Raw genomic sequence first — 26,561 nt, 5'->3', positions numbered from 1 at the left:
ATTGTTTGAAGCCTTTATCGCATTCCATCCGTAAGCCGCTTTCAAACCCCGAAATTGCATCATAACCGGCGGGAAGCGGGCGAGAAAGCATTCATTAACTATAGTTTTATACGGATGATTTTATGGTATGTGCGTGAGCCGGGACGAGGCAATATGCCAGACCCTGAATAATCGTTGGTGGACATTTCGTGATGTTTTGCCCTGATGAATTGATTGTGACGGTGAATGCATTATCTCGGTCATAAATTCGGAAAACGGGTGCAGCCCGCTATTGCGATGCTGTTCATGCTGACAGCATTACTGTGCACGGTTTTCACGAGCATCGGCTTTGCCGTGGCTGCGGAGCGTACGGATACGCCCCTGACGGCTTTGACTTTTCGCATGGCTGGTGACGATTTGCGCATGCGCATTGTCGTCATGTTCGACCGCAAGCCGAAATTTTCGACTTTCTTTCTCGATAATCCGCATCGCCTGGTGTTGGACCTTCCCGAAACCCGCTTTGGTTTTGATGAAAAAAGCCTTGCGGCGAGGGGGCTTGTGTCGCGTGTGCGCTATGGCCTTGTCGGTCAGAACCGTTCGCGTCTCATCCTGACATTACGCGGGCCGTTCAATGTCGAAAATATACGCGTGATGCAAAATGAAAATGCGCCCGGCTATCGTCTGGTTGCCGATTTGGTTGCTTCATCGGATCGCGAATTCGCCGAAAAAATGCGCGCCCAGCGCGATGTAACCGGTTCGACGGAACGCCGGCAGGCGCCTGTTGCAGCCGTTTTGCCGGATCAGTCCGGTGGAGCGCGGCCTTTTATGGTGATGCTCGATCCCGGTCATGGCGGCATTGACAGCGGGGCTGAAAGCCTGAGCGGCAGCAAGGAAAAAGACCTGACGCTCGCTTTCGGGCTTGAGCTGCGCGACCGGCTGGCAAGGGAGGAAAATGTCCGGGTTCTGATGACGCGTGATGACGACACGTTCCTGCGACTTTCCGAACGCGTGCGGCTGGCGCGCCAGCATGAGGCCGATCTTTTCATTTCGATTCACGCCGATACCATCAATCAGCACGATATTCGCGGCGCGACAGTTTATACGATTTCCGACAAGGCATCGGACGCAGTGGCGCGCGCCATGGCCGAACGCGAAAACAAGTCAGACAGTGTGGCCGGGCTTGTTTCCGAGGAACAGCCCGAAGTGGCCGATATATTGCTCGACCTCACGCGTCGGGAAACCCATACATTTTCTCTAAGCTTTGCTGAAAAAGTGATTGCTCATCTTGAAGGACAGATCAATCTTATCAACAATCCGCATCGTTTTGCCGGTTTTCAGGTATTGCGCGCCCCCGATGTGCCGTCCGTGCTGATCGAAATCGGCTATTTGTCCAATCCTGCCGATGAAAAGCTCATCAGGGATCCGCAATGGCGCGGTAAACTGGCCGACAGGATCAGCCTCGCGATCAAATCCTACGAGGCAATGAAGCGACCGCAAGCCTTCACAAGAGGTTAGAGCATGTCGCCCGAAAGTGGGAACCGGTTTCGGGATAACGACTGCGTAAAAATAACAATTTAAAGCGCAAGGAGCGAATCTGAAAGATCGCGACGCGCTTTAGAAGGACAATTTTACCGGCGAGCAGGCGGCGGTTCTGCTATTAAGATGCAAGCTTGCAACAGTTTACCCTATTTTTGTCCCCGCACTGCACCTCAATAGGTTAAACTGGTAAAAACTGGGAAAGAACCTTGCCTTTGACGCATTTGATGGTCACTAAGCCTTAATTGCGTTCCGGGTGGGATGATGAAACGGGCAGTCGTATTGTCGCCCTTGGAGCGCATCCGAAAAGTGTGAAACGGTTTTCGGAAAAGATGCGCGCTTAAACAAAAGCTTGGAGCGACGATCTGATCCAATCAGGTCGGAACGTACTCTGATATGTGAATAATCTGACGGCAGGATTCCGGGTTTATGGTAAGGCTAATCGGATATTTCTTCGGAATTGGAACGGTGCTGGCGCTGCTGGTTGCAGGCGCCGCGGCTGTCTATGTGGGAAGTCTCACGCACGATCTGCCAGATTACGAGGTGCTTGCAAATTACGAGCCGCCCGTCATGACGCGCGTTCATGCCTCCGATGGTAGCCTGATGGCGGAATTTGCACGCGAGCGCCGACTGTATTTGCCGATTCAGGCCATTCCAAATCGTGTGAAAGCTGCCTTCATTTCCGCCGAGGACAAGACCTTCTATGAACATGGCGGTCTCGATTTTGGCGGCCTGGCGCGCGCTGTCGTCACCAATGTCAGGAACATGGGGTCGGGCCGCAGGCCAGTCGGTGCTTCCACCATCACACAGCAGGTTGCGAAGAATTTCCTTCTGACTTCCAATCAGACCTATGATCGCAAGATCAAGGAAGCAATTCTTGCGATGCGCATCGAGCAGGCCTATTCCAAGGATCGCATTCTTGAGCTTTACCTGAACGAAATTTTCTTCGGCCTTGGATCATATGGCATTGCCAGTGCGGCTCTTTCTTATTTCGACAAGTCGGTGGGCGAACTGACGATTGCTGAAGCCGCCTATCTGGCGGCATTGCCCAAGGGGCCGAACAATTATCATCCGTTCCGCCATCCCGATCGGGCGATCGAGCGCCGCAATTGGGTTATCGATCGTATGGCAGAGAATGGCTACATCACGGCTGAGGAAGCGGAAGAGACGAAGCGGGAGCCGCTTGGCGTAAACGCGCGCACGGCGACCCATTATCTTTTTGCTTCTGAATATTTTACCGAGGAAGTGCGCCGCCAGATCATCCAGAAATATGGTGTTGACGCGCTTTATGAAGGCGGATTGTCGGTTCGCACGACATTGAATCCATCCTTGCAGGTTTCGGCGCGCAAAACGCTGCAAAGCGCGCTGCTGCGCTATGACGAGGCCCGCGGCTGGCGTGGCGCGCTCAAGCATGTCGATCTCGGCAGCGATTGGGGGACCGCATTTGGCGATATGCGCGCCTTTTCCGATGTGCCTGAATGGCAATTGGCGATCGTGCTCAATGTTTCTGCGGCGGGTGCCGATATTGGCTTGCAGCCGCCGCTGGAAGCTTCCGGCTCGCGAAGCAATGAACGCAAGCGCGCCTTTATCGCGGCTGACGATATGAAATGGGCCATGCGCGTCACTAATATCGGCGGCAAGCGCAGCAGCGCCAAATCCCCCGAAGGCGTCCTGAAGAGCGGCGACATTATCTATGTCTCCAAAGCCGAAGGTGATTCCCGTTATCGTTTGCAGCAGCCGCCAAAGCTGGAAGGTGCGCTCGTCGCAATGGATCCGCATACCGGTCGCGTTCTGGCTCTGGCCGGCGGCTTTTCCTTTGCGGAATCTGAATTCAACCGTGCGACACAGGCTTATCGCCAGCCGGGCTCGTCATTTAAGCCTTTCGTTTACGCAGCAGCGCTCGATAACGGCTATACGCCTGCATCCGTGGTGCTGGATGGACCGCTGGAAGTCGATCAGGGCGGATCGCTGGGTGTCTGGGCGCCCAAGAACTATTCCGGCAAGTTCTCCGGCCCGTCGACCTTGCGATATGGTATCGAACAGTCGCGTAACGTGATGACGGTGCGTCTGGCGCAGGATATGGGCATGAAGACGGTTGCCGAATATGCGGAGCGCTTCGGCCTCTACGACAAGATGCTGCCGGTTCTGTCCATGTCGCTGGGCGCGGGCGAAACCACGGTTCTGCGTATGGTCACAGCCTATTCCGTCATCGCCAATGGCGGCCAGAGCATCACGCCCTCGATGATCGACCGCATTCAGGACCGGTACGGCAAGACGGTATTCAAACATGACATGCGCCAATGCGAAGGCTGCAATGCTCCCCGCTGGGCCAATCAGGAAGAGCCGACGCTGATCGATGATCGCGATCAGGTGCTCGATCCGATGACCGCCTATCAGATCACCTCCATGATGGAAGGTGTGGTGCAGCGCGGCACCGCGCAGCTTCTGAAGAGCCTCGAGCGTCCGATCGCGGGCAAGACCGGAACCACAAACGATGAAAAAGATGCATGGTTTGTAGGCTTTACCCCGGATCTGGTCGTCGGCGTTTTCATGGGCTACGATACGCCCACCCCGCTTGGGCGCGGCAATACTGGCGGCGCGCTGGCGGCCCCTGTTTTCAAGGCGTTCATGGAAGACGCGCTTGCAGGGACGCCCAAGACGGATTTCCGCGTGCCTGAAGGCATGACCCTCATTGCCATCAACCGCAAAACCGGAATGCACACCAACAAGGGCGATCCGAATCTCATCATGGAAGCCTTCAAGCCCGGCACGGGTCCGTCGGATACGTATTCGGTCATCGGCATGGATCAGTTTCGCGAGGGAGCGCCTGTAAACCCGCAATCGCCGCAGGCGACAAGGGCGATTAATTCAGGTTCCGGCGGACTTTACTGATCTGCCCCTTTACACCGCGCGGCGTGCTAATTATGGTCCGCCGCGTTTGGTCGGCTCTTGATGCAGCCTGCCAGGCTGGAACAACACGGAGCCTGCATGGCGCGGGCCGGTGTTTTCTTCACATTTGACAGACTTATTTGAGGAACGATTTGCCCATGCGCGCGGAAATCGAAACGCTGGTTGACGAAATCCAGCAGGCCATAAGCCTGCTGAGGAGGCATCTTTGACTGGGATCAAGCAGTCAAACGCCTAGGTTATCTCAACCAAAGAGCCGAAGATCCATCCCTCTGGAATGATGCGCAGGAAGCTCAGAAGCTGATGCGCGAACGCCAGCAACTGGATGACAGCATCAATGGCATCAACAATCTGACGCAAACGCTCGATGACAGCGTCGAACTGATCGCCATGGGTGAGGAAGAAGGCGACAAGTCGATCATCGAGGATGCGGAAAACACCATCCGCGACCTCAAGGAAGAGATCGACCGCCGCCAGATCGACATGCTGCTTTCGGGCGAAGCGGATGCCAATGACACCTATGTAGAAGTTCATGCGGGAGCGGGCGGCACGGAAAGCCAGGATTGGGCGTCCATGCTTCTGCGCATGTATACGCGCTGGGCTGACCGCGGCGGCCGCAAGGTCGAGGTGATGGAAGTGCATGAGGGGGAAGAAGCGGGGATCAAATCCGCGACCATTCTCGTCAAGGGGCACAATTCCTACGGCATGCTCAAGACCGAATCGGGCGTGCATCGTCTGGTCCGTATCTCGCCCTATGATTCGAACGCTCGTCGTCACACATCATTTGCCAGCATCTGGGTCTATCCCGTCATCGATGACAATATCGATGTGCAGGTTACGGAAGCAGATGTGCGCATCGATACCTATCGTGCATCGGGCGCGGGCGGGCAGCACGTCAATACGACCGACTCCGCCGTTCGCATCACCCACATTGCCACCGGCATCGTGGTGCAGTGTCAGGCTGAACGCTCTCAGCACAAGAACCGTGAAAAAGCGTGGTCGATGTTGCGTGCCCGCCTTTATGAGGAAGAGCTGAAAAAGCGCGAAGAAGCGACGGACGTGGCCAATTCCAGCAAAACCGATATTGGCTGGGGCCACCAGATTCGCTCTTATGTGCTTCAGCCCTACCAGCTTGTGAAGGATTTGCGCACAGGCGTTGAAAGCACCAACCCGCAGGAGGTGCTCGATGGTGAGGTGACGCCCTTTATGGAAGCAGCCCTCGCGCACCGCATCCATGGCGGAGCCGGAACCGTCGAAGACATCGATTGATACGATAAACCCGGCACAGGCCGGGTTTATTTTTGCATAATTGCTTTGAATACAACTTTATAATTTTGACCAGCTGCGGCGAGCCTTTGGCACCGGCCCGGTTATGATCGGATCAATGCCCAACTGCCCAAGCGCTTCTGCCGGAACGAACGATTCGTGCGGAACATTCTCATAAGGCGGCGCTTCGGACGGCTTTTCGGGAAGAGGCTGTATGAGAGCGAGTTTCTGCTCGCCAGCGCTTGCCGCAGCATAACTCATGGATAGCACGAGAAAGGCTGCGCATAAGCGGAGCAGGGAATGGCTGCGATATTGATCATTCATGAAGCCGATTCTCCGCAGCCAGAACATCTTGAGATTATATCAACTATCCCACAGAATATGGCTATAATTTAGCGCCGGTTTGACAATGATTTATAAGCCGCATCTTCATGCCGGGCTTATGATTGAAGGGCCCTTGCGGATTCGAGTACGGCCTGAGCGTGTCCTGCCACCTTGACCTTGTTCCAGACCTGCGCGATGCGCCCTTCGGCGTCGATCAGGAATGTGGTGCGTTCAACGCCCATATATTTGCGGCCATACATGCTTTTTTCGACCCAAACGCCAAAGCTTTCCAGAATAGCTTTGTCTTCATCAGCGGCAAGTTCAACGAGCAATCCGTGCTTTTTGCGAAATTTGGCATGTTTTTCGACGCTGTCAGGTGATACTCCGATCACCATCGTATCGATCCCGTCAAATTCTGGCTTCAATTGTGAGAAATCTAGCGCTTCTCTGGTGCAGCCTGAAGTGTCATCTTTTGGATAGAAATAAAGGACTACAGCTTTGCCCTTCATGGATGAAAGGGAGATGGTGGCATTATTATCGGAAGGCAATGTGAAGTCAGGTGCCATATCTCCGGGCTGGGGACGAGCCATATCAAAGCCTTTCTTGATGATTGCGCATTCCGGCGATTCTGCTTGAACGGGGCTTTGAGCTATCGCATTCGAGCCGGGCTTATGCAACTATTCCGCAGCTTGGGGCGCAGGGCTGTGGCAGCAATTCGAAAATAGAATACCAACTGGTTCTCACAAATGCGTCGTGAGGGTTATTATTTACGGAATCTGGTTACTCGGCTTGAATATTGAAAGATAAACCGCGCAAAATCCGCTTCACGAAGCGGGAGCTGAAGAGCATCGAACGCCTGACGGCAGACGGCGGTAGGGAGGGGCTGCCTTCTCCCTTGCGCCCGCGGCGTTCATTCATGGCATTTTGCTCGCATGCATTTCTTTCCCTTTGCATTATTCTGGTGCTGATTGGCGGCGCGGCTTTTGTCGTTTTGCGCGGAGGGGTCAACAGCGACCTTTTGCGTGACGAGGCACAGAAGGGCCTCACGGACATTCTGGGCGCAAAAGCATCGGCTGAGATCGGTAAAGCCACCCTTTCGCTTGATGGCAACAGCCTCATCGCCATGGAAGCGACGGACGTCTCCATATCGGATCCCGAACAGGGCCTGGAAATTCAACATATCAGATCGGTGCGCCTTGGACTTGCCCCGCTGCCGCTTCTGACAGGCAAGCTGCGTGTTGCGGCGCTCGAAATCGATGGCGCGGCTTTCGATGTTCCGGAGCAGCAAGGGGCCGGTTTCTGGAAGACCCTGCCATATGACAAACGTGGTCTGATTGATTTTGATGCCGTCTCCGAAGAGATTTTTGCAGCCATGCGCCACAATCTGCAATTGTTGCGCGACCAGAATACGCAGGCGCTCGAGCTGACCAACAGCACAATCCGCTTCAAGACCGGTGAGGCAATGCAAAACCTTCACGTCGAGAAACTGCGGTTTGTCGAGAATTCCGGCAGGATTGCAATCGAGGGCAGCTTCCAATGGAACGGCGAGACGGTTAGTCTCTCCGGCAATATCGACCGCAAGGACCAGAAAAACGAGCTTGAGGCTTTCCAGCTCGGCATCAGCAACATTCCCGTCAATCTGGGCTCGTCCGATGAAGTCGCGCCGGTCATCAATGGCAATCGCGTCAATCCCGCTCATTTCGAATTGCGGGGCAATGCCAATTTAAGGCTTTCCGGGCAAACCGCGACACATGATATGGCGGAACGTCTGACGGCGGAACTGGAAGTCAATGATATTGATATGCAACTGGGGAAGGTGGCGGGGATTCGCGGCCGTTCGCTGCTAAGCCTTGAGCATATTGTCGGTAGCGATAAAATCGAAATTCTGCCGTCGCAGCTTCAGCTTGGCGGATTGCAGGCAACGCTCAACGGTGCCTTCGGACCGATGCCGGAGGCAGAAAACCAGGAGAACAGCGGAGCAGACGCGGCCTATCGGTTCGAGATATTGACCAGTTCCGCAACCAGCATGCCCGCGGAATCGAGTGATCCGCCGCTCGCCTTCGGCGTCCGGATTGCCGGCAGCTATCAGTCGGATAAGCAGCGAATTCAGTTTTCCGATCTCAATGTACAGACCGCGCAAGGCGATCTTTATGGGCAGGGCAGCATGGGATTTGGCTTTGGATCGCCTGAGATGATCTTCATGCTGCGTATTCCACATATGCCGGTCGCGGATGCCAAGCATCTCTGGCCCATCGATGTGGCTGACGGCGCGCGGGAATGGGTGCTCAAGAACCTTTTTGGCGGCACTTTGACGGATAGCCGCATCGATATTTCTCTTGCTGGCGGACGCTTCAATGGTCCCGGCCTTCCGCCGCCGCTGACCCGCGACGAGATAAAGGCGGATTTCAATATCTCAAACACGCGTTTTGATATTGTTGGCGAATTACCGCCTGTTCGCGATGTCGATGGGACTGTTTCAGTTCGCGGCGCGCATGCCACGATAAAACTGCAAGAAGGCGTTGCTTATACGTCGGGCAATCATCAGGCGCTGGTATCGGATGGGACTCTGATTATCCCCTGGGGGCCGCAGCGGCCCGTCATAGCTGATCTGGACCTGACGGTTTCGGGGCAGGCGACGGCTATCGCTGAAATAGCCGGAAAAAAACCTATTAATGTTCTTCAAAGCATTCCATTTGGGCCGGAAGAAGTGACCGGCGATGTGAAATCGCGCGTAAAAGTGGCTTTCGCGGTCTCGAAGAACGCGCCACCCGGAACGCTCAAATGGAATGCGGACATAGACTTCTCGAATCTTGCCATTTCAAAACGCGTTGGCGGCTCCCTCATTACGGATGCAAGCGGGACCGTCAGGGTTGATCAGGCGGCGGCGGTCATCACGGCAGATGCGCGGCTTGACGGCGTGCCGGCACAAATTTCCATGACGGAGCCCATAGAACGCGCAGGGCCTGTAAAACGGGACCAAAAGATCAGGCTTGAACTGGATGACAAAAGCCGCAGCAAGATCCTTCCCGGCCTCGATGGATTGTTATCGGGACCGATAATTATCGATCTGGGGATGAAGGAAGGCGACAAGCGCCGTGTTTTGGCTGATCTGGGCAAGACGAAGATCGATCTGCCGTGGCTGGGCTGGCAAAAAGGGAGCGGTGTTCCGGCAAAGCTGGCATTCGACCTGATCGAGAATGGCGAACAAGGCGGCAATATCGATATTGAGAATTTCGTTTTGACGGGCGATACATTCGGCGCCAAAGGTGATCTGCTGATTGCAGGCGGCAATTTGCAATCGGCTGATTTTAGCGAGATACGCCTCAACCGTTCAGACAGGCTTTCTGTGAAGGCCGCGAGAAACTCCGGCAGCTATCGTATCACTGTCAAGGGAACGCAGTTTGATGCCCGCGCACTTATCAAGCAGGTAACGAAGCTCGACAAGAAGAGCAGCGGTTCGAAAGGCGATACTGCGCGTCTCGTGGTCAGCGCGCAGATTGACGAGGTGACGGGCTTTCATGGTGAAACGCTGCGCAATCTGGCTGTTTCCTATGAAAAGGCAGGAAGCAAGGTTTCAGGCGTTTCGATCAATGCCACAACCGCTTCCGGTCAGGCTTTCGCGGCCACGAATAATGATCAGGGCGATGCCCGCTCCATTTCCTTGCAGTCCAATGATGCCGGAGCAATCCTCCGCTTCCTCGATTTCTACGACAAGATGCGCGGCGGCAAGATCACTGTGGGTCTTGCAGGGCAGGGCGACGGGCCTTTGAGCGGCCAGATCGATGCGCGTAATTTTGCCATTATCAACGAGCCGCGCCTTGCCAAGATCGTTTCCAGTACGCCCGAAAGCGGCGGGGCAAGTCTCAATCAGGCGGTCAAGCGCGATATTGATGTTTCGCGTGTCGACGTTGAGCGCGGCTTTTCCTTGATCGAGAAGGGCGATAGCTATCTCAAGCTCTCCAGAGGCGTCGTGCGCGGCTCTTCTATCGGCACGACCTTTCAGGGCGTGCTCTACGATGCACAGGGCAATATGGCGATAACCGGCACATTCATGCCCGCTTATGGTGTGAACCGTATTTTTGGCGAGGTGCCGATTTTCGGTGCTCTGCTCGGCAATGGCCGTGATCGCGGCTTGCTGGGCATTACCTTCAAGCTGGTGGGAAGCGCCAAGCAGCCGCAGGTCATCGTCAATCCGATTTCCATCATCGCGCCCGGTATCTTCCGCTCGATCTTCGAATTCTGACTTTTCCGCAAACGATTAAAAATAAAGCCGGGCATATTCGCCCGGCTTATCTGATCAGTAATTTGAAACCGTCAGGCTGGACGGATCAGGACATGGCGTTTCTTGCCCAGAGATACCTTGATGACGCCCTGATCGTTGAGTGCGGATGAATTGATGACCATGCGCGGGTCGCTGACCGGCTCGTCATTGATTCGTACCGCGCCGCCTTCGATATGACGGCGGGCCTCGCCGTTGGTGGTGCATAGTTCCGCCAAAACCATCAGCGCCAGAACGCCGATTCCTTCGTTCAGGGTGGCCTTGTGAACGCCGACCGTGGGCAGATTGCTTGAAAGTTCGCCTTCCTCGAAGGTCTTTCTCGCCGTCTCGGCTGCTTCCTCGGCTGCGTCGCGTCCATGCAGGATAGCGGTCGTTTCTGTTGCCAGAATCTTTTTCGCCTCATTGATTTCAGCGCCGCCCAGCGCTGCCAGCCGGGCGATCTCGTCCAGCGGCAGGGTCGTGTAGAGTTTGAGAAAGCGTTCTACGTCGGCATCTTCCGTATTGCGCCAATATTGCCAGAAATCATAGGCGCTGAGCATATCGGCATTGAGCCAGATCGCTCCGCCCAGGGACTTGCCCATCTTCTGGCCCGATGCGGTGGTCAGAAGCGGCGAGGTGAGGGCATAAAGCTGCGGCGTACCCATGCGGTGGCCAAGATCAATGCCATTGACGATATTGCCCCACTGATCCGAGCCGCCCATCTGCAGGCGTATGTCATGGCGCTTATTAAGCTCGACAAAGTCATAGGCTTGCAGGATCATGTAGTTGAATTCGAGAAATGAGAGCGATTGCTCGCGCTCAAGACGTAATTTCACCGAATCGAAAGACAGCATCCGGTTAACCGAGAAATGACGGCCCACATCGCGCAGGAATTCGAGATAGTTGATGCCGCGCAGCCAGTCGGCATTATTGACCATCAAGGCGTCGGTCGCTCCGTCGCCGAAGGTCAGGTAATTTGCAAAAACACGCTGAATACCGGCAATGTTCTCGACAATCGTCTCTTCCGTCATCAGCTTGCGCGCTTCATCCTTGAAGGATGGATCGCCAACCATGCCCGTACCGCCGCCCATAAGGGCAACCGGCTTGTGACCGGTCTGCTGGAGCCAATGCAGCATCATGATCTGGATCAGGCCGCCAGCGTGCAGGCTTGGCGCCGTAGGATCAAAGCCGATATAGGCTGTCACGGTTTCCTTGGCCAACAATTCGTCGAGGCCGGTTTCATCGGAAATTTGATGAATGAAGCCGCGCTCGGAAAGCGTGCGAAGAAAATCGGATTTAAAACCGGACATGCCCTTTTCCTGACTGATGAGGCGAGATTGTAGATGGCGGTAAGGAAGTGCCTACTGCATTAAGAGATTTTGCCTTTAACATCATTCAACTGTGAATAACAAGGAAACTCCCGCATGAGCAATCTAAAACGCGCGATAGGATTGATGAGCGGCACATCCATGGATGGCATCGACATAGCGCTTCTGACCACCGATGGCGAAAACCGGATAGAACGCGGTCCCTCCGTGTCAATGCCCTATTCGGACGGCTTTCGCGCACGTTTGAAAGCGGCCTTGCTCGATGCACGCAGCATCAGCCAGCGCATTGATCGCCCCGGCGTGCTGAGGCGGCTGGAGCGTGATCTTACTTTGCTTCACGTTGTTGCCGTTAACGACTTTCTGCACGAATACGGGCTGAAGCCCGAAGAAATCGACATGATCGGCTTTCATGGCCAGACCGTCCTGCATCGACCCCATGAGGCGCTCACAATACAACTTGGGGACGGGGCATTGCTCGCTTCGGAAACAGGCATTCCGGTGATCTACGACATGCGCGCCGAAGACATGCGGCATGGTGGTCAGGGTGCGCCCTTGATTCCCGCCTATCATGCAGCCCTGGCAGAAAATCTGCCAGCGGGCCTCGATCGTCCGGTCGTATTCGTCAATATAGGAGGTATTTCCAACCTGACCTGTGTAGGGGAAGGCGGCGCACTGATTGCCTATGATAGTGGTCCCGGCAATATGCTGATCGACCAATGGATGGAAATGCATGGGCAGGGCAGCTTCGATTCGGGTGGAGCGATTGCAATGACCGGGCATGTGAATGCGAATATCGCCAATCGCTATCTGGACCATGAGTTCTTCACCAGCCCGCATCGCCGCTCTCTTGACCGGGCCGATTTCAGCGTGCCCGCCAAGGAAGAAATGTCGCTTGCCGATGGCGCGCGAACGCTGGCTTTCGTAAGCGCTGCTGCAATATTGCGCTCGGCCTCTCACTTGCCTTCTGCGCCGCGCAGCTATGTCATCAGCGGTGGCGGGCGCAAGAATCAGGCCATCATGAGTGAATTATCGGCACTGGCCGAACGTGAAGACGCGCGTGTGGTCGATGCCGATCATGCCGGATTTGACGGCGATGCAATGGAGGCGGAGGCATGGGCCTATCTGGCCGTTCGTTCGTTGCACGGTCTGCCCCTGACCTATCCCTCGACCACCGGCTGTAACATGCCGGTATCGGGCGGAATCATCGCACGCCCATAAAAAACCGGCGGGAAATCCCGCCGGATGAAATGAATATTAGCGGAGACGCTTGGGGCGAATCTCGACCAGTTCGCCAGCAAGGCGGCGGTCGAGATATTCCGAGCATTCCTCGATGAGTTGCTCTCCGAACCCGGTAAAGAAGTGATTGGCCCCTTCAATCGTATTCTGCGTGATGGTGATGCCCTTTTGGGATTTCAGCTTGTCGACGAGCGTTTGCACATCCTTGGGCGGGGCAACCTTGTCCTGATCGCCATGAATGATGAGACCGGACGAAGGGCAGGGCGCGAGGAACGAGAAATCATATGTGTTTGGCTGCGGTGCAATCGACATGAAGCCTTCGATTTCGGGTCGGCGCATGAGCAACTGCATGCCGATCCATGCGCCGAATGAATAACCGGCGACCCAGCAGGTTTTCGAATCAGGGTGCAGCGCCTGAACCCAGTCAAGCGCGCTCGCAGCGTCCGAAAGTTCACCCGCGCCATGATCGAATTCGCCCTGGCTGCGTCCGATGCCCCGGAAGTTGAAACGCAATGTGGTAAAACCACGTTGCTGGAACATATAAAACAGATCGTAGACGATCTTGTTGTTCATTGTCCCGCCAAATTGGGGGTGCGGATGCAGGATCAGCGCAATCGGCGCATTCTTTTCCCTGGAAGGCTGGTAGCGGCCTTCGAGACGCCCGGCAGGCCCGTTAAAGATGACTTCTGGCATATTTACTCCGCTCATAACCGGAAAAACCGGCCCCGATGCAGCATGCTTGACGTGAGTTTATGCTGCTTCTAGAACCGTTTGGAAATTACTATAGACTGAACCATGTTCAGTAGCTGAAATGGCTTAATAGGCTTTTCCTGATTGAAAATTCAAGAAAATTGCGTTCGAAGCCGTCTGCTGAGGAGATAGGATCGGTGATCGCAACCGGCAAGAGGCTCTATCTGGATTATAATGCCAGCGCGCCTTTGCTCGATGAGGCGCGCAAGGCAATCATCGAGGCATTGGACGTGATGGGCAATCCCTCGTCCGTACATCGGGAAGGGCGCGCGGCGCGCGCGCTGGTGGAGGCTGCGCGGCGGGATGTGGCTGCTCTGGTAAACGCAAAAGCAGAGCATGTCTTTTTTACATCCGGAGCGACGGAAGCGGCATCGACCTTGCTGACACCCCATTACATGATGGGGCGCGCGCTTCTTCGCATGTCGCATCTTTATGTCGGTGCGAGCGAGCATCCCTGCATGCTTGCGGGCGGGCAGTTTGCGCCTGAAAACGTGACTGTCCTGCCTGCGGATGAAAATGGCGTGCTGCGGCTGGATATATTGCGCGCCGCCTTGCAGACTCACGACAAGACAGCCGGATTGCCGTTGGTTGCCGTGCAGGCTGCGAATAATGAAACCGGCGTGATGCAGCCCATTGCTGAAATTGCGGCGCTGGTGAAAGCTTCCGGCGGCATCTATATCGTTGATGCGGTGCAGGCCGTGGGACGAATTAAATTAGATGTTACAAATAATTGCGGCGACTATCTGATAATATCATCGCATAAGATTGGCGGTCCGAAAGGGATTGGCGCCATCATCGCCATATCCGATCTGGTGATGCCGCGCGCGCTCATCAGGGGCGGAGGACAGGAAAAAGGCCACCGCGCGGGCACCGAGGCGCTGCCGCTTATTGCCGGTTTTGGCGCTGCGGCCCGACAGGCGCGCATGCGGATCGATGAAGGCGGCTGGTCATCCGCCATGCGGGACCGTCTGGAAACGGGGGTTGCGGAGATCGCGCCCGGAGCAACTATTCACGGCAAATCGGCCAATCGCTTGCCGAATACGACCTTCTTCTCGCTCGATGGCCAAAAGGCCGAAACTGTACAGATAGCGTTTGATCTGGCTGGCGTGGCGCTTTCCGCCGGTTCCGCATGCTCATCGGGCAAGGTCGGCCCAAGCCATGTGCTCGCTGCCATGGGGTATGAAAATGGCCCCGGAGCCATCCGCGTTTCGCTTTCGCCGGAAACGACGGCAGGGACCATCGATCGGTTTCTTGAGATTTTACGCGGCATTGTGGAGCGGCACGAGCGCTCGAAAGCGGGGTAAAAGCCCCGACCCGCAGGACTCCACAGGTTATTCTTGATTTTTTTAGGCAAATTTTGGCGTTGGCGCTTGAAATTTACTTTAGAGAGGTTTTAAAGAAGCTCCACGCGTACTATATGTGGTGACGATAGAGAGCTATCATTACCCTGACGTTTGCAACTGTCGGGCCTTGCCCCCGACGAGGATGGAGAACGCCAATGCCTGCAGTGCAGGAGACGATTGATCAGGTCCGCAGTCTCGATGTGGACCAGTATAAATACGGTTTCGAGACGGAGATTGAAGTCGACAAGGCTCCCAAGGGCCTGAATGAAGACATCATTCGTTTTATTTCAGCCAAGAAGAACGAGCCGGAATGGATGCTGGAATGGCGTCTGAAGGCTTATGAGCGCTGGCTGACCATGGAAGAGCCGAAATGGGCGCGGGTCGATTATCCGAAGATCGATTTCCAGGAAGCCTATTATTACGCTGCCCCGAAGAACCAGACCGGCCCGGCCTCGCTTGATGAAGTCGATCCCGAACTGCTTCGGACCTATGAAAAGCTGGGTATTCCGCTACGCGAGCAGGAAATCCTTGCTGGCGTGCGCAAGCAGGGCGAGCCGAGCGAAATCGACGGCAATCCTTCAGACAATGTCTACGCATCGGGCCGCGTCGCGGTTGATGCTGTCTTCGACAGTGTATCTGTGGTGACGACTTTCAAGGAAGAACTGGCCAAGGCCGGCGTGATCTTCTGCTCGATTTCCGAAGCGATTCGCGAACATCCCGAACTGGTGCAGAAATATCTCGCATCGGTGGTGCCGGTGTCGGACAACTATTATGCGACGCTGAATTCGGCGGTCTTCACCGATGGTTCGTTCGTTTATGTTCCCAAGGGCGTTCGCTGCCCGATGGAGCTTTCGACTTATTTCCGCATCAATGAGCGCAATACAGGTCAGTTCGAACGTACCCTCATTATCGTTGAGGAAGGCGGCTACGTTTCCTATCTGGAAGGCTGCACCGCGCCGCAGCGCGATGAAAACCAGCTTCATGCGGCCGTGGTCGAACTGATCGCGCTCGATGATGCCGAGATCAAATATTCGACGGTCCAGAACTGGTATCCGGGCGACAGCCAGGGCAAGGGCGGGATTTATAATTTCGTGACCAAGCGCGGTGATTGCCGGGGCAATAATTCCAAGATTTCGTGGACGCAGGTCGAAACCGGTTCCGCAGTGACCTGGAAATATCCGTCCTGCATTCTGCGTGGAGATAATTCGCGCGGCGAGTTCTACTCGATTGCCGTCTCCAACGGTTATCAGCAGATCGACAGCGGCACCAAGATGATCCATCTTGGCAAGAACACGTCGAGCCGCATCATCTCCAAGGGTATTTCGGCAGGCAATTCCTCCAATACCTATCGCGGACAGGTTTCGGCCCACCGCAAGGCGGAAAATGCACGGAATTTCACGCAGTGTGACTCCCTTTTGATCGGCAACGATTGCGGCGCGCATACGGTGCCCTATATCGAAGCCAAGAATGCCACGGCGCAGTTTGAGCATGAAGCGACGACCTCGAAGATTTCCGAGGATCAGCTGTTCTATGTAATGCAGCGCGGCATTCCCGAAGAAGAGGCGATCGCTCTGATCGTCAACGGCTTCGTGAAGGAAGTTATTCAGGAACTGCCGATGGAATTCGCCGTAGAGGCGCAAAAGCTGATCGGCATTTCGCTTGAGGGCAGCGTCGGTTAATCCGGCGCAGCCTGCCTTCCCCGATAGATTCTCCGGCCAGTCCTGAGCTGGCATGAGCGGTTGAGGAAAAAGTGGAACTGTTTTCCGCATAACCGCACAAAGAAACAAGGTTATACCCATGCTTGAGATCAAGAACCTTCATGCAAAGATCGCCGACACCGACACGGAAATCATCCGTGGCCTGAACCTGACTGTAAACAAGGGTGAAGTCGCAGCCATCATGGGCCCGAACGGTTCGGGCAAATCCACGCTGTCCTACATCCTTGCCGGTCGTCCCGATTATGAAGTCACCGAAGGCGACATTCTCTATAATGGCGAGTCGATCCTCGAACTCGATCCGGCTGAACGTGCTGCCAAGGGCATTTTTCTGGCATTCCAGTATCCGATGGAAATTCCCGGTGTCGCAACGATGGAATTCCTCAAGGTCGCCATGAACAGCCAGCGCAAGGCGCGTGGCGAGCCGGAACTGAAGATCCCGGAATTCATCAAGCACGTCAAGGAAGCCTCAGGCGAGCTTGGCATTGACATGAACATGCTCAAGCGCCCGCTGAATGTCGGCTTTTCGGGCGGCGAGAAGAAGCGCGCTGAAATTCTCCAGATGCAGCTTCTGGAGCCAAAGCTTTGCGTTCTCGATGAAACCGATTCCGGTCTTGATATTGACGCGTTGAAGATCGTGTCCGATGGCGTAAACGCCCTGCGTTCGCCTGACCGCGCCATCATCGTCATCACGCACTATCAGCGCCTGCTCGACTATATCGTGCCTGACGCGGTGCATGTGCTCTATAAGGGGCAGGTGATCAAGTCGGGCGACAAGAGCCTTGCGCTCCATCTTGAAGAAAATGGTTATGCCGATCTGATCGGCGAAGCAGCCTGAGGGGGGATGGATCATGAATATCCAGACCACACGGTCGCGGACACCGGCTGAAACGGTACTGATTGAAGGTTTTAGCGACAGGGTTGGCGAATTGCCGGGCACCAGCGATGTGGCTGTTGCGCGCGATACGGCGCTCGAAACGCTGAAAATTCACGGCCTTCCGTCGCGCCGTATCGAAAGCTGGCACTACACTGATTTTCGTACGCTGCTGAAGGGCGTTGCCGCTTTCGACAGCACCGCTGCCACCAAGGCGTTTCCTCCTCTGCTGGCTGGATCGTCGGTCGCAGTGGTCAGCAATGGCACGGCACTTGAAAGCAAGGCTCCGAAGGGAGTTACGCTGACGCCGGTGCGGGAAGCGCTTGCCGATGGCTCCCTGCTCGGACAACTCGATATGCGCGGCATCGATGATACGATCGGCCAGATCAACGCTGCCTATGTCAGCGATGGCTGGGCGATTTCCATCGCCGATGGCACAGAGCTTGAAGCGCCGCTGGAACTTCAGAATATCCAGAAGAGCGGGCAGGGGCATACGCGTTTTCCGGTGCATATCGGATCGAACGTCAAGGCCACCATTATCGAACGCCAGAGAGGCGGTGACGGTGATGCTTTCTCGACGTCGATCAACCATGTGACGGTCGGAGACGACGCGGAAATCATCTGGGTCATCCTGCGTGAATTCGGACAGGCAACCCAGCTTGCACAATTCAATGGCAAGCTCGGCAAGAATGCGAAACTGACGCTCTATATCATCAATGCCGGCGGCAAACTGGTGCGTCAGGAAGTGCATGTGGATGTCGAAGGCGAAGAATCGGATTTTGAGATGCGCGCGCTCAATCTTCTCGCCGATGACAGTCACACCGACATTACCATGACGGTCGGCCATCTGGTCGAAAACACCCAGTCGACGGAAATCGTGCGCAATGTCGTCAAGGACCGTGCTCGCGGCGTTTTCCAGGGCATGATCCGCGTGGCGCAGATCGCCCAGAAGACCGACGCCCGCATGGCGTGCAACACGTTGCTTCTGTCGGATGATGGCGAGTTCGACGCAAAGCCGGAACTGGAAATCTTCGCCGACGATGTGGCCTGCGGCCATGGTGCGACGGTAACGGAAATTCAGGACGAGCATCTTTTCTATCTGATGTCTCGCGGCATTTCCGAAAGCGAAGCCCGCGGCCTCCTGATCAAGGCATTTATTGCCGAAATCATCGAGGAGCTGGAAGACGAGCCATTGGTGGAAGCGCTGGAAGATATTTTGTCTGACTGGCTTACCACTCATGCCTGATTGAGCAAAACGGGGTGACGTGTTTGACGCCGCTCCGTTTTCCGGCCCAAGGGGCAAAGGAACGATCATGGACCAAAAGAATCCAATGGTCGCAGCTTATGACATTGAGGCCATACGCAGCGATTTTCCTATCCTGTCGCGGGAGATTCACGGCAAGCCATTGGTTTATCTGGACAATGGAGCTTCCGCACAAAAACCGCAAAGCGTTATCGATGCGGTTGCTCAGGCTTACGCCAATGAATATGCCAATGTGCATCGCGGCCTGCATTTTTTGTCGAATGCGGCAACGGATGCCTATGAGAAATCCCGCGAAACGGTGCGCCGTTTCCTGAACGCGGGATCGGTCGATGAAATCGTTTTCACCAAAAACGCCACCGAAGCGATCAATACGGTCGCTTATGGCTATGGTATGCCCAATATCGGTGAAGGCGATGAAATCCTCCTTTCCATCATGGAGCATCATTCCAATATCGTGCCATGGCATTTTATCCGCGAGCGGCAGGGCGCAAAGCTCGTCTTCGCTCCGGTGGATGACGAAGGCATTTTTCACATCGATGAATTTGAAAAATGCCTGACCGAGCGTACGAAGCTGGTTGCCATTACGCACATGTCGAATGCTCTGGGCACGGTGACGCCGATCAAGGAAATTGTTCGGCTCGCGCATGAACGCGGCATTCCGGTTCTGGTGGATGGCAGTCAGGGCGCTGTGCATCTGCCAGTGGATGTTCAGGAACTTGGTTGCGACTGGTATGTCTTTACCGGCCACAAGGTCTATGGCCCGTCGGGCATCGGCGTTCTTTATGGGCGACCTGAAATGCTGGAAAAAATGCGCCCCTTCCAGGGCGGCGGCGAAATGATCGAGGAGGTGACGGAAGAAAACGTGACCTATAATCATCCGCCGCATCGCTTCGAAGCAGGCACGCCACCTATCGTGCAGGCGATTGGTCTGGGCGCAGCACTTGAATATATGGAAAAAATCGGTCGCCATGCGATTCTGGCGCATGAGGAAGATTTGCGCGATTATGCCCATGAACAATTGGGCAAAATCAACTCCTTGCGTATTTTCGGCAATGCACCGGATAAAGGCGCGATCATTTCATTTGCGCTTGAAGGCATCCACGCCCATGACGTTTCAATGGTGATAGATCGGGCAGGCGTGGCCGTGCGGGCTGGCACACATTGCGCGCAACCGCTCTTGAAACGCTTTGGCGTCACCTCCACATGTCGTGCATCCTTCGCCCTATATAATACGCGCGCGGAAGTGGATGCGCTTGCGGAAGCTCTGGAGAAGGCAAAAAGATTTTTCGGATGACCATTATGGAACAAAAACAAGTGCAGCCGGCTGAAACCCATACTACGGACGCGCCAGATTCCACCGGTGAAAATGCGGCCTTTTCCGCATCCACCATACCGCAGGATGAATTGCTGCGGATGACGGACGACATAATCGCCGCGCTCAAAACAGTTTACGATCCGGAAATCCCTGCCGATATTTATGAACTCGGATTGATCTACAAGATCGACATTGAAGATGACCGTGTGGTCAAAATCGAGATGACGCTGACAGCACCCGGTTGTCCCGTCGCGGGTGAAATGCCCGGCTGGGTGGAAAATGCCGTCGGCGCGGTCGAAGGCGTTTCCTTTGTCGAAGTGACCATGACTTTCGATCCGCCATGGACGCCGGACCGCATGTCGGAGGAAGCACAGGTCGCAGTCGGCTGGTATTGATCAGCTGCCTGTCGCCAGTAAAATGCTCTAACGAACCCCGCCTGTCGGGGTTTTGTTATATCCGGGTCAGAAGCCTGTCGTATTGGCATAATGCCGCGAACTTTTTCCGAAGCAGGCTTGTATCAGGCCAACTGCTCCTCCCAAAGCCATCGCCGATGAGATGAGTGCGCATCCGCCTTTGAAGGGGATTGAGCACAAGACAATGATGAACTTGAGCAGCCGGCCTAGAATCTTGGCAGGAAGTTGCCGCAATGCGCGTTTGGGGTTTTCCCGGTATCGTGCGCCGAATTCCGTGATGTTGTGATCTCGATTGCGCCGGAAATGATAGGCTAGCGAAAGGCGTGCCGGGGGGACGATCTCATAGACGATAGCATCGCAGGCCCAGCCGGTTTTGGCGCCCTGCGCCTTGGCCTGCGCCCATAAATTCCAGTCTTCGCCTCCCGTCAGCCCAAGGCGGGAATCGAAACGCAACCCGGTCTTGCGGAAAAAATCGAGCCGCCCCATCCAACTTCCCGTCGCAAGCTTGATTGAACCGCCCTGACCCTGAGCGCATCGCCGACGGCACTTTTCTTCCGATTTGTAAGCGTGGCGTTCAATGCCCGACCATACGATCCTCTGCCAGAAATTCAGATTGGCATCGAAGGGCCTGGGACGCACCGGGGAGCCTGCAATGTCGAGATCGAGGCGATCGCGTTCTCTCAGCAGGCAGACAAGCCAATCGGGCTCGACAATTTCGTCATCGTCTACATAGACGAGCAAATCGAAGTTCTTCTCAATAGCGTGCTCAAGGCTCCGGTTTCTTGCGGCAGCTATGCTGATATTACTTTCAAGTAGATATTCAATATCCTTGTCCGGCATCGATGCCCGGAAACCTTCTATCGATGTACTGAGCGTACAGACAGGATTATTCTCCACCACCAGGAAAGATATACGAACATTCTCCGGCTCTGTCAGGTGAACGAATGAAGAAAAAAGCTCGCCCAGCATTTTTGGCCTGTTGCGAGTAGCCACAGAAATACAGATATGATGATTGCTCATTTATCAAATATGTCCAATAATATTGATTTATAATATTAAGATTAATATTTAAAATTAATAAGGTAATTAAATGCTGTATTAAATCATACGCATGTATTCAAAGGGGATTGCGCAATAAAAATGGATTGCGCAGAAGAACCACCAGTGTCGGCATATTTATAAGGTTCTTGTGGTGCCCCCAGAGAGACTCGAACTCCCGACCCCCTGATTACAAATCAGGTGCTCTACCAACTGAGCTATAAGGGCACTCGCGTCCGATTAGCATATATACCGCGCGTGTAAAGCAAAAATTCACACAGGCAGGGTCATGGTAAGCCAGTTCGCCATATGATAGCCAATATAACGCTCAAAACCAAACATGCCGTGGCCCAGCGAGACGGAAAATATGAAAGACAGACCCCAGGCGCTCCATTTTCTCTCATCGGGAACCGAAGAATCGCTGGATGCGCAAAAAGAGCTGGTAAAGCGCTACGGGCATGCTGCGGCGGAAGATGCGGATGTAATCGTGGCGCTGGGCGGCGACGGCACCATGTTGCAGGCGTTGCGCGATTTCATGAACAGCGGCAAGCCGGTTTATGGTATGAACCGCGGCTCTGTCGGGTTTCTGATGAACGAATTCAGCGTGGATGATTTGCCTGAACGCATTCATGCCGCCCAGAAAGAAACGATCCGTCCGCTCGAAATGATCGCCGAAACGGAAAATGCGCCGCCTTTTGTCGCTTTGGCGATCAATGAAGTATCGCTTTTCAGGCAGTCTTATCAGGCGGCGAAAATCCGTATCACCATCGATGGCAAGGTAAGGCTTGAAGAGCTGGTATGCGATGGCGTGATGGTTGCAACCCCCGCAGGGTCTACAGCCTATAATCTTTCGGCGCAGGGGCCGATCCTGCCACTCGAAGCCCAGCTTCTGGCGCTTACTCCGGTCAGTCCCTTTCGCCCGCGCCGATGGGGCGGCGCGCTCCTGCCCAAACATGTGACGGTTCGGATGGACCTTCTGGAAACGGAAAAGCGGCCCGTCAATGCAGTTGCAGACAATAGCGAAGTGAAATCGGTGCGTTCCGTTACTGTGCGCGAGGACCCCGATAGCGAAGCTGCAATTCTGTTTGACAAAAACCATTCCTGGGATGAGCGCATTCTGACAGAACAATTCAGGCATTGATTGCCTTCAACGCGAGTAGTTTCGGGGTCTCAAATGATAAGAAGCGCGACAAAATACCTGTAAAAAGCCATTTTTATATTTTGCGACGGTATTTTAGTTGACTTTTGCCCGCTTCGGACGTAGGCGATGCTGTGTGAAGACGCTTCTGGCGTCGCAGACGCCTTTTCTGCCTTGGTTCCTGCGCCCATGACGCGGCTGCGATGACAGGATGGGTGGACCTCATTTCCAAGAACAGAGAGCTACGCCTCCATTGACGACATTTGCCGAACTCGGTCTTTCTCCGAAAGTGCTCGCTGCGGTCGAAGCGGCAGGGTACACCGCCCCCACTCCTATTCAGGCTGGAGCCATCCCTCCTGCGCTCGAACGCAAGGACGTGCTTGGCATCGCCCAGACCGGAACGGGCAAGACGGCTTCTTTCGTTCTGCCGATGCTCAATCTGCTGGAGAAGGGCCGTGCACGCGCGCGCATGCCGCGCACGCTCATTCTGGAGCCGACGCGCGAACTCGCAGCGCAGGTCGAAGAGAATTTCGTGAAATACGGCGTCAATCAGCGCCTGAACGTTGCTCTTCTGATCGGCGGCGTTTCCTTCGATGAGCAGGAGCGCAAGCTTGAGCGCGGTGCCGATGTCCTCATTGCAACGCCAGGCCGGCTTCTGGATCATTTCGAGCGTGGCAAGCTGTTGCTGACCGGCGTTGAGATTCTCGTCATCGACGAAGCAGATCGCATGCTCGATATGGGCTTTATTCCCGACATCGAACGTATCTGCAAATTGATCCCCTTCACGCGCCAGACGCTTTTCTTTTCAGCCACCATGCCGCCGGAAATTACCAAGCTTTCGGAGCAGTTCCTGCATTCTCCGGTGCGGGTCGAGGTTGCCAAGGCATCATCCACTGCCAAGACCGTCACGCAGCGTCTGGTCAAATCGGGCAAAAAGGATTGGGACAAGCGAGCAGCCCTGCGCGATCTCATCCGCGCGGAAGGCGACACACTCAAGAATGCGATCATCTTCTGCAATCGCAAGAAAGATGTATCTGAACTGTTCCGCTCGCTGACCCGGCACGAATTTGATGCTGGTGCCTTGCATGGCGACATGGATCAGCGCGCCCGCATGACGATGCTGGCAAATTTCAAGGACGGAAAATTACGGTTGCTCGTGGCGTCCGATGTGGCGGCGCGCGGCCTCGATATTCCCGATGTGAGCCATGTTTTCAATTTTGATGTTCCCATCCATGCGGAAGATTATGTGCATCGTATTGGACGCACCGGTCGTGCCGGTCGTTCCGGCAAGGCATTTACCATCGTGACGCCTTCCGACACGAAATACCTGGCGGCCATTGAGGATATGATCGGCGAAAAGATTGAATGGCTCGACGGGGATCTCTCGACCCTGCCTGCCGCCGACGAAACTGCCGATAGCGCGCCCAGAGGCAGAAATGCCCGTGGCCGGAGCAGGGACGATAAGTCCCGGTCGGAAAACAACGCCAGATCAAAAGAGCAGCCGAGGAATGTGGGTGGTGCTGCTGGCGAAGCCGCACCGGTTGCAACTGCGCATAAAGAACAGCCTCGCGATACGGTCCGCCCTTCCAATGAAGAGCGCCGTGGCAAGCCGCATCATGAAACGCATAAGCGCCGCCGCGACCGTGACGATGATGATGGTCCGGTGCCGGTCGGTTTTGGCAATGATATTCCAGCCTTCATGCTGATCCCCACCGGAATCTGAAGTCTTCAGTAAATTAAAAAGGCGGAGAAAACAGATCGTTTTCTCCGCCTTTTCTTTATGTTTAAACGGTTGGAATAGTCAGTCCGCTTTTCGAAACATGCCTTAAGCGGCACCCTGTGCCTGTTGCAGGCTTTCGGGCGAGGCCGGCTTTAGCTCGACCGATTCACCGCAGCCGCATGCCGAGGTCTGGTTCGGGTTGTTGAAAACAAATCCGGTACGCAGGGTGGTTACCTCGAAGTCCATCTGGGTGCCGAGCAGAAACAGAACGGCTTCTGGCGCGATATAGACCCTGGCTCCATCCTTTTCCACAATATCATCGCCCGGCTTCGCGTCGGTAACGAGATCGATCGTATATTCCATGCCCGCGCAACCGCCTTTTTTCACGCCGACGCGAAGCCCTAGCGCATCCTCGCGTGAGGCCATGATTTCACTGGTGCGCGCCGCAGCTGCGTCGGTAAGCGTCAAGACTGAGAAACGGCCCATTTTCATCTTCCGGTATTATGCTGGCCAAAGCCGGGAAGTGTCCGGCGTTGCGCAGCATCACAAATTCAACTAGCGTTGCCACGTTTTCATTACAGTTAGTGTTGTAACATCATTACTGCAAGGCACCAAATCGTGATTGTCGTTTGGGGATTGCGCAAAAACTTTTGAAAGAGGAGAAGTCGATGTTGGCAGAGCGGATCAAACCTTTGATATGCGCCGGAATCCTCGGTCTTTTCAGCACCATGATCGTTCAGTCGGGAGCGTTGTCGGCGGAAACCAAAGAGCAGCAATCAAACAATGTCGAAGAGACGGCGCCGTCCGAGCAAACCCAGGATGCCGCTGACGGGATCATTGTGCCTGATTATCGTGATGATCGTTCCACGCCGCAGGCATTGATCGAATCCTATTACAATGCCATCAACCGGAAGGAATACGGTCGCGCCTATAGTTACTATCAGGAAGATGCCCGCGAACCGGATTTCGATAATTTCGTGAAGGGCTATGCGGACACCAAAAGCGTAAAAGTAGCGGTGCGCAAAACCGAGCCGGATCGCGGGGCAGGGCAAATCTACTGGAGTGTGCCGGTAGCAATCGAGTCGGAAAGCAATAGCGGCGAAAAGCAGGTTTTTAGCGGTTGCTATGCGGTGCATCTTTCAAATCCGGGCATTCAGGAGGCGCAGCCATATCGGCCTATGCAGATCACGACGGGCTCCCTGACCAAATCACCGCTGACGATTGAGGAAAGCGTCCCTGAAAGCTGTGAAGCGCCCTGATTTCGATTTCCAGCATGAAATGCCGCATCGCTGATGCATCAGGCGAGCATCAATGTCATAACTTTGGTGTTTGATTGACTGTGGCGGCGATTTTTGCCACACCAGCGGCAAATCTCGTTTATGGTTTCCTTATGGCGTGGTGTTGTTTATCCGCCATGAGGATGCCGCAGGCAAAATCATCGCATGAGGCGATAAAGAAGGATGTAAGGCATGGCTATGGCAGCCGATTTTCAGGATCTTCGCACGAAGATGGTCGATAACCAGATTCGCACCAGAGATGTGACCGATCTGGCGGTTCTTGATGCATTTTTGACCGTTCCGCGTGAGGTTTTTGTCCCGGCAGCCCGCCAGGTTCTTGCTTATCTTGATGAAGATCAGCTGCTGGAAAGCGAAGGCACCGCGCCGCGTTACATCATGGAACCGTCAGTTTTCGCCAAGCTCGTACAGCTTGCGCTTGTCGGCAAGAATGATGTGGTGCTCGATGTCGGTTGCGGCACCGGCTATTCGACTGCGATCCTTTCGCAGCTTGCAGGCTCCGTAATCGGCCTTGAAAGTGATTCCGCATTGTCAGCGGCTGCAACCGCCCGACTTCAGGAACTCGGCCATGACAATGTTGTGATCGTTTCGGGAGATTTGACCGCGGGTTACGCTTCGGAAGCGCCTTATGATGTTATTCTGATTGAGGGTGCAGTGGATTTTGTTCCGCAGCCCCTGTTTGATCAGCTCAAGGAAGGCGGACGTCTGGTTGTCGTAGAAGGGCGTGGAAACGCCGGAACTGCGCGCATTTACACCAAGGAAGACGGAGTTGTCTCAGGACGCGGCGCTTTCAATGCCGCCGTACAGCCGCTTCCCGGTTTCGAGCGGGCGCAGCAGTTCCAGTTTTAATGCCAATCGATGG

Annotated in this window: 21 protein-coding genes and 1 tRNA gene; 15 read left to right on the top strand and 7 right to left on the bottom strand. The window is 54.9% G+C overall.

What is annotated here, in order from left to right; all coding sequences use genetic code 11:
• The first annotated feature begins 276 nt into the window (after positions 1 to 276).
• The 3 genes from DKP76_RS09595 to prfB all read left to right on the top strand — a co-directional run bounded on the left by DKP76_RS09595 (position 277) and on the right by prfB (position 5,691).
• Positions 277 to 1,494 carry an N-acetylmuramoyl-L-alanine amidase gene (locus DKP76_RS09595; RefSeq protein ID WP_245410206.1) on the top strand — a complete coding sequence of 406 codons (1,218 nt, stop codon included), beginning with the start codon at positions 277 to 279 and terminating at the stop codon, positions 1,492 to 1,494.
• Between the two features lie 450 nt (positions 1,495 to 1,944).
• A complete protein-coding gene (locus DKP76_RS09585) occupies positions 1,945 to 4,407 on the top strand; it encodes a penicillin-binding protein 1A (RefSeq protein WP_109706217.1) in 2,463 nt (820 codons plus the stop codon).
• Positions 4,408 to 4,562: 155 nt separating this feature from the next.
• Positions 4,563 to 5,691 (top strand): peptide chain release factor 2 gene (prfB, locus tag DKP76_RS09580; protein WP_109706216.1). Its coding sequence is split into 2 segments (ribosomal slippage): positions 4,563 to 4,631 and positions 4,633 to 5,691, totalling 1,128 coding nucleotides; the frame shifts between segments, so codons are not numbered across the junction.
• Between the two features lie 57 nt (positions 5,692 to 5,748).
• Here the strand turns inward: prfB and DKP76_RS09575 are convergent.
• Together DKP76_RS09575 and bcp are read right to left on the bottom strand one after the other, a co-directional pair.
• The gene (locus DKP76_RS09575) at positions 5,749 to 6,012 is read right to left on the bottom strand and encodes a hypothetical protein (RefSeq protein ID WP_146198915.1); all 264 of its coding nucleotides are present in this window, start codon (positions 6,010 to 6,012) and stop codon (positions 5,749 to 5,751) included.
• Positions 6,013 to 6,128: 116 nt separating this feature from the next.
• A complete protein-coding gene (gene bcp / locus DKP76_RS09570; protein ID WP_109706545.1) occupies positions 6,129 to 6,602 on the bottom strand; it encodes a thioredoxin-dependent thiol peroxidase in 474 nt (157 codons plus the stop codon).
• A gap of 248 nt (positions 6,603 to 6,850) precedes the next feature.
• Here bcp and DKP76_RS09565 point away from each other — a divergent pair, with 248 nt between their 5' ends.
• Positions 6,851 to 10,255, top strand: coding sequence for a YhdP family protein (locus tag DKP76_RS09565; RefSeq protein ID WP_109706543.1), 3,405 nt, complete (start codon positions 6,851 to 6,853; stop codon positions 10,253 to 10,255).
• A gap of 71 nt (positions 10,256 to 10,326) precedes the next feature.
• Here DKP76_RS09565 and tyrS read toward each other — a convergent pair whose 3' ends face one another.
• Complete coding sequence (tyrS, locus tag DKP76_RS09560; protein ID WP_109706214.1) at positions 10,327 to 11,580, bottom strand: tyrosine--tRNA ligase; 1,254 nt, start codon at positions 11,578 to 11,580, stop codon at positions 10,327 to 10,329.
• 114 nt (positions 11,581 to 11,694) lie between these two features.
• On the opposite strand from tyrS, the gene DKP76_RS09555 reads away from it, so the two are divergent.
• Entirely contained in the window at positions 11,695 to 12,816 is a 1,122-nt protein-coding gene (locus tag DKP76_RS09555) for an anhydro-N-acetylmuramic acid kinase (RefSeq protein ID WP_109706213.1), read from the top strand.
• 36 nt (positions 12,817 to 12,852) lie between these two features.
• Here the strand turns inward: DKP76_RS09555 and DKP76_RS09550 are convergent, their stop codons facing one another.
• Positions 12,853 to 13,527 carry an alpha/beta hydrolase gene (locus tag DKP76_RS09550; RefSeq protein WP_109706212.1) on the bottom strand — a complete coding sequence of 225 codons (675 nt, stop codon included), beginning with the start codon at positions 13,525 to 13,527 and terminating at the stop codon, positions 12,853 to 12,855.
• 194 nt (positions 13,528 to 13,721) lie between these two features.
• On the opposite strand from DKP76_RS09550, the gene DKP76_RS09545 reads away from it, so the two are divergent.
• The 6 genes from DKP76_RS09545 to DKP76_RS09520 all read left to right on the top strand — a co-directional run bounded on the left by DKP76_RS09545 (position 13,722) and on the right by DKP76_RS09520 (position 20,490).
• A complete protein-coding gene (locus DKP76_RS09545) occupies positions 13,722 to 14,888 on the top strand; it encodes a cysteine desulfurase family protein (RefSeq protein ID WP_109706211.1) in 1,167 nt (388 codons plus the stop codon).
• Positions 14,889 to 15,082: 194 nt separating this feature from the next.
• Positions 15,083 to 16,606, top strand: coding sequence for a Fe-S cluster assembly protein SufB (gene sufB / locus DKP76_RS09540; RefSeq protein WP_109706210.1), 1,524 nt, complete (start codon positions 15,083 to 15,085; stop codon positions 16,604 to 16,606).
• 118 nt (positions 16,607 to 16,724) lie between these two features.
• Positions 16,725 to 17,480, top strand: coding sequence for a Fe-S cluster assembly ATPase SufC (gene sufC / locus DKP76_RS09535; protein ID WP_109706209.1), 756 nt, complete (start codon positions 16,725 to 16,727; stop codon positions 17,478 to 17,480).
• Between the two features lie 13 nt (positions 17,481 to 17,493).
• Positions 17,494 to 18,762, top strand: a complete 1,269-nt coding sequence (gene sufD, locus DKP76_RS09530) for a Fe-S cluster assembly protein SufD (RefSeq protein WP_109706208.1) — start codon at positions 17,494 to 17,496, stop codon at positions 18,760 to 18,762.
• 67 nt (positions 18,763 to 18,829) lie between these two features.
• Complete coding sequence (locus tag DKP76_RS09525) at positions 18,830 to 20,074, top strand: cysteine desulfurase (RefSeq protein WP_109706207.1); 1,245 nt, start codon at positions 18,830 to 18,832, stop codon at positions 20,072 to 20,074.
• Positions 20,071 to 20,490: an SUF system Fe-S cluster assembly protein gene (locus tag DKP76_RS09520; protein ID WP_245410194.1), complete on the top strand. Its 420-nt coding sequence runs from the start codon at positions 20,071 to 20,073 to the stop codon at positions 20,488 to 20,490. The genes DKP76_RS09525 and DKP76_RS09520 overlap by 4 nt, the downstream gene beginning before the upstream one ends.
• Before the next feature lie 66 nt (positions 20,491 to 20,556).
• Here the strand turns inward: DKP76_RS09520 and DKP76_RS09515 are convergent, their stop codons facing one another.
• Entirely contained in the window at positions 20,557 to 21,528 is a 972-nt protein-coding gene (locus DKP76_RS09515) for a glycosyltransferase family 2 protein (protein WP_109706206.1), read from the bottom strand.
• Between the two features lie 170 nt (positions 21,529 to 21,698).
• Positions 21,699 to 21,774: transfer RNA gene (locus DKP76_RS09510), tRNA-Thr, on the bottom strand.
• Between the two features lie 139 nt (positions 21,775 to 21,913).
• Here DKP76_RS09510 and DKP76_RS09505 point away from each other — a divergent pair.
• Positions 21,914 to 22,687, top strand: a complete 774-nt coding sequence (locus DKP76_RS09505; protein WP_109706539.1) for an NAD kinase — start codon at positions 21,914 to 21,916, stop codon at positions 22,685 to 22,687.
• Positions 22,688 to 22,937: 250 nt separating this feature from the next.
• Positions 22,938 to 24,407 carry a DEAD/DEAH box helicase gene (locus tag DKP76_RS09500; protein WP_109706205.1) on the top strand — a complete coding sequence of 490 codons (1,470 nt, stop codon included), beginning with the start codon at positions 22,938 to 22,940 and terminating at the stop codon, positions 24,405 to 24,407.
• A gap of 102 nt (positions 24,408 to 24,509) precedes the next feature.
• Here DKP76_RS09500 and sufA read toward each other — a convergent pair whose 3' ends face one another.
• Positions 24,510 to 24,890, bottom strand: coding sequence for a Fe-S cluster assembly scaffold SufA (sufA, locus tag DKP76_RS09495; RefSeq protein ID WP_109706204.1), 381 nt, complete (start codon positions 24,888 to 24,890; stop codon positions 24,510 to 24,512).
• A gap of 242 nt (positions 24,891 to 25,132) precedes the next feature.
• Between sufA and DKP76_RS09490 the strand changes: the two genes are divergently transcribed.
• Positions 25,133 to 25,663 carry a hypothetical protein gene (locus DKP76_RS09490; protein ID WP_245410205.1) on the top strand — a complete coding sequence of 177 codons (531 nt, stop codon included), beginning with the start codon at positions 25,133 to 25,135 and terminating at the stop codon, positions 25,661 to 25,663.
• Positions 25,664 to 25,879: 216 nt separating this feature from the next.
• Positions 25,880 to 26,548, top strand: a complete 669-nt coding sequence (locus DKP76_RS09485; protein ID WP_109706202.1) for a protein-L-isoaspartate O-methyltransferase family protein — start codon at positions 25,880 to 25,882, stop codon at positions 26,546 to 26,548.
• The last annotated feature ends 13 nt before the right edge of the window (positions 26,549 to 26,561 follow it).

Origin of the sequence: Falsochrobactrum shanghaiense (genome assembly GCF_003149535.1) — a bacterium.
GTDB classification, from domain to species: Bacteria; Pseudomonadota; Alphaproteobacteria; order Rhizobiales; family Rhizobiaceae; genus Brucella; species Brucella shanghaiense.
Note: the sequence above shows the minus strand (reverse complement) of the source record. Positions and strands in the feature narration are given on the sequence as shown.

What these genes read in the sequence shown, in the direction of transcription:
- sufC (WP_109706209.1), top strand. Translation starts at nt 16,725, where the DNA reads ATGCTTGAGATCAAGAACCTTCATGCAAAGATCGCCGACACCGACACG.
- tyrS (WP_109706214.1), bottom strand. Translation starts at nt 11,580, where the DNA reads ATGTCCGGTTTTAAATCCGATTTTCTTCGCACGCTTTCCGAGCGCGGC.
- DKP76_RS09575 (WP_146198915.1), bottom strand. Translation starts at nt 6,012, where the DNA reads ATGAATGATCAATATCGCAGCCATTCCCTGCTCCGCTTATGCGCAGCC.
- DKP76_RS09515 (WP_109706206.1), bottom strand. Translation starts at nt 21,528, where the DNA reads ATGAGCAATCATCATATCTGTATTTCTGTGGCTACTCGCAACAGGCCA.
- sufD (WP_109706208.1), top strand. Translation starts at nt 17,494, where the DNA reads ATGAATATCCAGACCACACGGTCGCGGACACCGGCTGAAACGGTACTG.
- DKP76_RS09525 (WP_109706207.1), top strand. Translation starts at nt 18,830, where the DNA reads ATGGACCAAAAGAATCCAATGGTCGCAGCTTATGACATTGAGGCCATA.
- DKP76_RS09585 (WP_109706217.1), top strand. Translation starts at nt 1,945, where the DNA reads ATGGTAAGGCTAATCGGATATTTCTTCGGAATTGGAACGGTGCTGGCG.
- DKP76_RS09520 (WP_245410194.1), top strand. Translation starts at nt 20,071, where the DNA reads ATGACCATTATGGAACAAAAACAAGTGCAGCCGGCTGAAACCCATACT.
- bcp (WP_109706545.1), bottom strand. Translation starts at nt 6,602, where the DNA reads ATGGCTCGTCCCCAGCCCGGAGATATGGCACCTGACTTCACATTGCCT.
- DKP76_RS09505 (WP_109706539.1), top strand. Translation starts at nt 21,914, where the DNA reads ATGAAAGACAGACCCCAGGCGCTCCATTTTCTCTCATCGGGAACCGAA.
- DKP76_RS09555 (WP_109706213.1), top strand. Translation starts at nt 11,695, where the DNA reads ATGAGCAATCTAAAACGCGCGATAGGATTGATGAGCGGCACATCCATG.
- DKP76_RS09550 (WP_109706212.1), bottom strand. Translation starts at nt 13,527, where the DNA reads ATGCCAGAAGTCATCTTTAACGGGCCTGCCGGGCGTCTCGAAGGCCGC.
- sufA (WP_109706204.1), bottom strand. Translation starts at nt 24,890, where the DNA reads ATGGGCCGTTTCTCAGTCTTGACGCTTACCGACGCAGCTGCGGCGCGC.
- sufB (WP_109706210.1), top strand. Translation starts at nt 15,083, where the DNA reads ATGCCTGCAGTGCAGGAGACGATTGATCAGGTCCGCAGTCTCGATGTG.
- DKP76_RS09485 (WP_109706202.1), top strand. Translation starts at nt 25,880, where the DNA reads ATGGCAGCCGATTTTCAGGATCTTCGCACGAAGATGGTCGATAACCAG.
- DKP76_RS09490 (WP_245410205.1), top strand. Translation starts at nt 25,133, where the DNA reads ATGATCGTTCAGTCGGGAGCGTTGTCGGCGGAAACCAAAGAGCAGCAA.
- DKP76_RS09595 (WP_245410206.1), top strand. Translation starts at nt 277, where the DNA reads ATGCTGTTCATGCTGACAGCATTACTGTGCACGGTTTTCACGAGCATC.